Genomic DNA, 6,296 nt, shown 5'->3' with positions numbered 1-6,296 from the left:
GCGACGCCGTGCGAGCGCTGGGCTGGTATCGGCAGTTCCGTGAAATTGTCCTGATGTTCGCCATCATCAACATAGAACCACTGTGTGAACCGCTGTAACCGTGACTCAGCATCTATTCAACAGAGCATTTGCTCCCATTCGTCGACCATATTGTTAAACGAGTGTGCGATATCGGCCATCGCTTCATTGTCGACGTTCTCATCGAGTCGTTGTGTCAGATCACCGTTGGCGCACGCAGCGATAACACTTCCATAGGAGTCTGCCAACTGTGTGTTGAGTTCAGCCATACGCTCGCGCTGGCGTTCGGCCTGTTGTCGCTGTTTTTCAGCTTCATTGCGTTGTCTTTGAGCTTCTTTATTCTGCTCTTCGACATCTTGCTTGGCCTGTTTGACTTCTTCGAACTGTGCTTCGATTTCATCACGGGCGATCGCCAACGATTGCCACTGTGTGAGAATCGCCACTGAGAGCATACTGACGAACACAGCGTGTATCCCTCCCCAGACGACGGGATTTGACATTGCTGCAGGGTGATTGTATACCGTAAACCACTCTAGGAGACCGAATACACTGTGTTGAGTTGCAACGTACCCAATTGCGACTCCAAACGGAACCCAATCCTCATAGAGGGCAACAACGCCCACACCGACGAAGTAGAGAAAATGGGCTTCAATAAAGCCACCAGTAAAATACGCTAACACCGCCGCAGAGGTCATGAATGCAAATGAGGCGAGCGACGTTCGAACTCGTCGGGGGAAAATCGGAATCACAGCCGCTCCAATGAGAGCCGCAATCAACCCCACCCCGGCCACAGAGTGCACCAATGGAATTGTGGGTAGTTCGGCCCCGGTTATCGGCTCGGTTCCAGTGAGTCGACTAACTCCGAAAATAAATGGGAGTAGCAGGGCCGTCCCCGTGAGTACACCCCGGTGTCGACTTTTAAACGCAGTATCTGAGATTCGACTCCCGTCTGGAATGTTAGTGATGAAACGTCGTATCTTTGCCCCGATTCTTGCCCCGTTGACAGTCCCCATACGATCAGTCATTATAACTGGGAAGTTAAACACCGATGATTTATAAATGATAATACATGAAAGATTACAACTGAGACGGTATAATATGGCAACTGGAATACCCTGAGTACCGCGTTGGTAGACCAAAAGTATCTAAAACAAATTCAAGGCGTAAGACCACCACTATAGTCGTGAGAGGTAGTCGACAACTGAGACAGACCAGTAACCGGTCGCTGAGAGTAATCAATATGTAACCGACCCTACCCTACTTCGCTCGCACTAACAGGCTCGCTCGTTGAGGGTAGGGCTTTGATGTGGTCCTCGCCGTCAGTTGACGCGACTGGGCGTTTTGTACGCCCTGCCTACCGAACGCCCTTCGGGGTCGGCGAACCCACCATTATGGCCGGGCTACTGCGGCCCGTACTGTGCGGGACTTGTGCCAGCATAGCACTAGTAATTTGTACGGTGAGATGAAACTTAACAGTTACTCAGTATCATGTCGGTTTCCTCCCCGGCCTACTCGCTCCCTTCGGTCGCTCCTTGAGGCCGGAGGCTCCACCTCAAAGTATGCTGAATCGCTCGACGACATCTGCGAAGGCGACGGTTCGACGTCGACCGGCGAACCATTGCCGATAGCTATCTACCAGCACTCTCGAAACTGTACCTGTTGACCGGTGTTACCGAGTACGATAACAGTCGCCCGCGGTCGGTGCGACTCTACGTGCGTGACACAGGATTGGTGACCGCGCTGTCGGACGGCAATGCGTCGACTGTCCGCAACGATTTCGATCGCGAGGCCGATCTCGCTCGAGTTGCGGCGTTCGACCACACAATGCGGTTTTCCTACGGGATTAATACTGTCCAAGGAGACGATGCCGCACCGTCAGTTCAGTATTGGCGTGGACGAGAAGGCGAGGTCGACTTTGTCTTTGAGGTGGATCGCATCCCTGTCCCGATCGGGCTGGCGTATCAGCCACGAGACCGCGAGGAGTCGCTTGAGGCAGTCCGAGAGTTCAAAGAAACCTACGATGTGCCGGTTGGGTTCCTCCTGGCAGGTGATACCATCGAAGGCAACAAGCCAATCAAGGAGATTGGTGAGGGGATTATACAGCTACCGTACTGGCTATACTTACTCCTCTGTTAACTTTGTACGTGGTTCGTTCGTCGGGAGTTAGGTAAGCGATCAGACGGTTACCGTCCTTTGTGAAAGTCGAGATGGTGTTCAATTTACCATCTACCCTTCTACTACGAAGATGTCCTCAAGCACCCTGATTTTCAACTTGATTAGTGATATTTTGTTACTATCACAATATATAAACAGTATAACACAGAAAGATAGCTTGTCAGAGGCAGCCCCGGTCCCCGTCACACCCTGTTCTAAATGATCTCTGCCAAGCGATGAAGCGGAGTCGTTGAGAGACACAACCCAATATAAACGAACTCATACGGTGGTACCGTGAGACGTTTGCAAACGTCTCCAGCAGGGACAGAGGGAAAGAAGCCACAACTGCAGTTCTCCCGTTTCAAACATGAATGGATAAGTGTACACACGACTCACAATCTATTGTGCGGTGAAAACCAGGTCAGACGTAACCTATCTTAGATTGCGTAATCGGTGACCAAATACCTCATGAAATCGTTCTCCGTATTCTAAGAACCACTCTATATGCTTCTCCCAGTTTTCTCGATCATCAAGTGTTCCTTCCGTCCGGAGTCGAAGCTCGCTGCGCATATTGCCCGTCCGTGTCTCTTTAGGCTCAACCCATTCCAGTGACTGACCAATTTCCTCCTCAATCTGGTTTTGATCATCGATGAACTCCCAGAATGCCTCCTCATCGTCTTCGATATACAGCGTGATGCCGCGCTCACTTGCCTTCCGATCAAAGAGGAACGATAAATGAAATCCGGAGGTTCCGATTGGATTCGAGTAGTAGTGTCGAGAGCTTGGCTTGCGTGCACGCAACGGTGTTTGCTCTTCGGTAATTCGATCACGGAACGTAGTCCAAAACTCTTCACGGCGGGTTTCTCGATCAGAAAGTTCTCCTTTCGATCGTTGTGCTTTCTCTTTCCATTCGCTTGGTTCCTCAATGGGATTGAGACGAACTGCTGGTGGAGAGTCATCGATTCGCCAAATCTCTAACCGGATGGCGAAAAGGTCGATATTCTCCCGACTATTGTTATTCAGCCACTGGATCGCGTCTTGATGCTCATCGTTGAACTCTGGAGCGATCCAGACGATGATGTCAGCGTCGACGCCAGCGGCATATGCGATAGACTTCCCGAGATGGTCGTGGTCAGAACGGGCGAGTTGATTCTCAACGACTACTTTTCGTCCATCGTCGATGACTTTAGCGAAGATGTCGACGTTGTATTTGCCGACTGGTTTTTCTCGTTCAATGAGTTCGATATCGAGCCCAATCGCATTTTCAAGTCCAGAGGACCCTTCGCTGTCAAGTTGGTCGGCAACCCAAGGCGTAAAATCGCGCTCTTCGTGAGCCCAATAGTCGCGGACATCTTGAGGCTCAAGTGATCCGAAGTTTGGCATAATCCCAATTCAAAACGAAACGTCATAATTCCCACCCGTAAGACCTCGTAATCGAGTTATACGATAAATCGATCAAACCCGATGTGCCAGACTGCGAGCGCATATCTTTCAGGTAGTTGATGACTGCTGTTGGACAATCATACAGATTAGAAGGATTCTTTATAACTGCTGGGCACTCAGACTCGGTTATGGGGGAAATCAATGGTACACCTCTGCCCGGGTGACATTGGTTTTCTCCATCACCGTTACCACTCCCATTCCCTCTCCCCCTGAGAGGTAGTTTCTTTCCTCCACTCCCTCGGTTTTTCCCTTTCGAGTTAATCTGGGACTATCCTTTCTGTGTTGGATAATGATTCAACAAAATGGTTTTAGGAGTACACTTTTGAGGATTAGTACAGTAGTAGAATTGCTGAGAGAGACTTTGCCCCCTCAAAGGTGCCCCCGGCTCTCTCAGCATTCTAAATTAGGAATATCAGAATAAAGCATTTCTCATATTATGATTTTTTGAACGTAGACCACACCTACCGTTCAATCCAACGCGTATGCTAATCGCTAAAATGAATTCTGGACTCATATAAAATACAAACGGTGACTTATCGGTTACCATCGCTTGATCACGGGCGTGACCAACTAACTCATACAGATTCTATCAGAACGTCCTGTGCAAGATGGAACCTCTGAGTCGGTCACGCCACTCCTGACAGTAATCGAGCAGTCCGAACAATCCGTGCTGAACTCACAGCGCCAATTACTCACTCCAAAATATTCAGTTGCGAATAAGGGAAACAGCAACAGTCAAAGTCCCTGCTGCTACCAACCAAATACCAAATCCAAATAATAGACCAGATGAGTTTCCAATTACAATAAGTGCAATCCCGACCAGTGTCATCTGATTCCCAGCAAAAAGTTCTTTTAGATTCTGCTTTTGATCGGTCATCTGGGAGAACTTTCCGACGTAATTAAGTATTCTTTGTGATTTCACACCGATTTTGATTTCACATCAATAACTGTACAAAGTAGAGGATATGACAAGACCCGTCCTCTGAGTCAGTCACGTCCCTTCTGACAGAAATCGAGCAGTCAAAATAATCCGTGCTGAACTCGTAAGGCATCTCTCGCACAAAATCGCTACCAGATCAGGAGTTCCCGGTTCGTCTCATCTTGCCGTTACTGTGGGATCTGTGAGATAGAAGAGGATTAATCAGATTAGAGTATTAATTCGATCTGCGAGTCTCAAGCCACGGTTTCCCGGGCATATGACTGCCCCCAATCTCAATCAGCCTGAGCTTGTGAGCGAGCAGATAGACTACGAGCGCGCCGACAATGGTCGCAGGTGTCGTGACGAGATGCCAGATGATCATAGAATCGATTGCATAGCCCATCGATTCCAATGTCTCACGCAAAGCTCGCAGGATCGCAAACACTGTCGGGTGAACAACATAAATACCCACCGCGTAGGTTCCCCACTCGGGGAGCGACGTGTTGGCGAACAGCCGCGGCTTTGAGAGGAGAAACAAAAAGAGCGTGGCACTCAGTAGCGCAGTTGAAATCCCGTAGCTGGGGGCATAGACGTACGACCCGAACGCCTCGCCGCGAAGGTGATAGCCGAGGACGTAGAATTCGACGAATTGCAGTACGACAAATAGTACGACGAGACTGAAGAGGAGGCGAGTTTTCTCCTCGGACGGCTCCCAGCCTCGTTTTCGAATAGTGTATCCCAGACTGGTGTAAAAGAAGCCAAAGAAGAGTGCATCTCGAATCTCGAATGGCACGTCAACGAACATCGTATAGGTCGAACCGAGAAGTCCCACAAGGTGAAAGCACAGCGCAATTGGGAGTACATAGCTCGGCTTCTCGACGACCTCGACGAGGTACACGAAGAGAAGTGCGAAAAGCAACGCAGGGAGGAACCAAAGGATCTCGGAAACCGAAGTACCGTAATACAGGAGTTCGACCGGATCAAGGTAGTCGATGACGATGCTGATGGCACTCTCCTGAAGTGGCTGACCGGCAAGCGCCGCAGAACTGAGATCTCTACCGAAGAATGTCGGAACGACTAGTAAGAGCCCGAATAGGTAGAGGGATGCGAGTTTGGTGATTCGAGCGCCAAGATATGATGCGGGATCACGGTGAGTCGTTTTGAGTGCAAAAAAATATCCCGACGTAATAAAAAAGAACGGGACAGCGAACCGCGAAACTGTTTTTGTACCAAAGTTTATCATATTTCCGTACTGGTTAACACCCTGAAACGGGTCAGTGTGTATCAGTACGACGAATACGATCGCAATGATTCGCATCGCATCGATGCTATAGATACGATCAGTCACTTTAGAGTGTAGGGGCAAATCAACAATGACTGTTTTGCATGGTGTGCTCTGATGATCGTTCTAAGGGAGAAGACAAAGATAGGAAGCGGATATATCTGAACTCAGAGTAGCGACCAGGTAAGTACGTCCTCTAAGTATAGTAATCAGATCATCTGATCAACTCGTGAGTGTATTCCATGCCTGTTCTCCTTATACAGACTGTAGGCCACTGAACTTGTGAGTCTATAGATAAAGTGCAAAGTTCCTCTTAACGGTTGTCACGGTAGTGGTCGACTAAAAGATCTGGATTCAGTCGATCACATCGGGTTAGATGGAGTGTCTGTTTGGACATGGTGTGAAAGAACTCCAAACAGACAACCAGATCGAAGAAGAGCATCTGCTTAATTTTGTCGTCAACACTCTCGACGAGGAACT

Annotated in this window: 5 protein-coding genes and 1 pseudogene; 2 read left to right on the top strand and 4 right to left on the bottom strand. The window is 49.1% G+C overall.

Features of this window, described 5'->3' with window-relative positions; all coding sequences use genetic code 11:
• Nucleotides 1–98, top strand: a pseudogene (locus O2S87_RS17750) (IS5/IS1182 family transposase); the annotation flags it as partial.
• 18 nt (nucleotides 99–116) lie between these two features.
• Here the strand turns inward: O2S87_RS17750 and O2S87_RS17745 are convergent.
• The gene (locus tag O2S87_RS17745) at nucleotides 117–518 is read right to left on the bottom strand and encodes a HAMP domain-containing protein (RefSeq protein WP_475410078.1); all 402 of its coding nucleotides are present in this window, start codon (nucleotides 516–518) and stop codon (nucleotides 117–119) included.
• A gap of 1,066 nt (nucleotides 519–1,584) precedes the next feature.
• Between O2S87_RS17745 and O2S87_RS17740 the strand changes: the two genes are divergently transcribed.
• Nucleotides 1,585–2,154 carry a DUF4143 domain-containing protein gene (locus O2S87_RS17740; RefSeq protein ID WP_475410079.1) on the top strand — a complete coding sequence of 190 codons (570 nt, stop codon included), beginning with the start codon at nucleotides 1,585–1,587 and terminating at the stop codon, nucleotides 2,152–2,154.
• A 450-nt stretch (nucleotides 2,155–2,604) separates the two neighbouring features.
• Here O2S87_RS17740 and O2S87_RS17735 read toward each other — a convergent pair whose 3' ends face one another.
• From O2S87_RS17735 to O2S87_RS17725, 3 genes are all read right to left on the bottom strand, one after another.
• Entirely contained in the window at nucleotides 2,605–3,555 is a 951-nt protein-coding gene (locus tag O2S87_RS17735) for a DUF4268 domain-containing protein (protein ID WP_475410077.1), read from the bottom strand.
• A 766-nt stretch (nucleotides 3,556–4,321) separates the two neighbouring features.
• Nucleotides 4,322–4,492, bottom strand: a complete 171-nt coding sequence (locus O2S87_RS17730; RefSeq protein ID WP_475410076.1) for a hypothetical protein — start codon at nucleotides 4,490–4,492, stop codon at nucleotides 4,322–4,324.
• Nucleotides 4,493–4,769: 277 nt separating this feature from the next.
• Nucleotides 4,770–5,882: an acyltransferase gene (locus O2S87_RS17725; protein WP_475410075.1), complete on the bottom strand. Its 1,113-nt coding sequence runs from the start codon at nucleotides 5,880–5,882 to the stop codon at nucleotides 4,770–4,772.
• Nucleotides 5,883–6,296 lie beyond the last annotated feature (414 nt).

The sequence above is a fragment of the Halohasta sp. A2 genome (assembly GCF_056175805.1).
The sequence above is the reverse complement of the archived record's forward strand: the minus strand, read 5'-3'. Positions and strand labels throughout refer to the sequence as shown.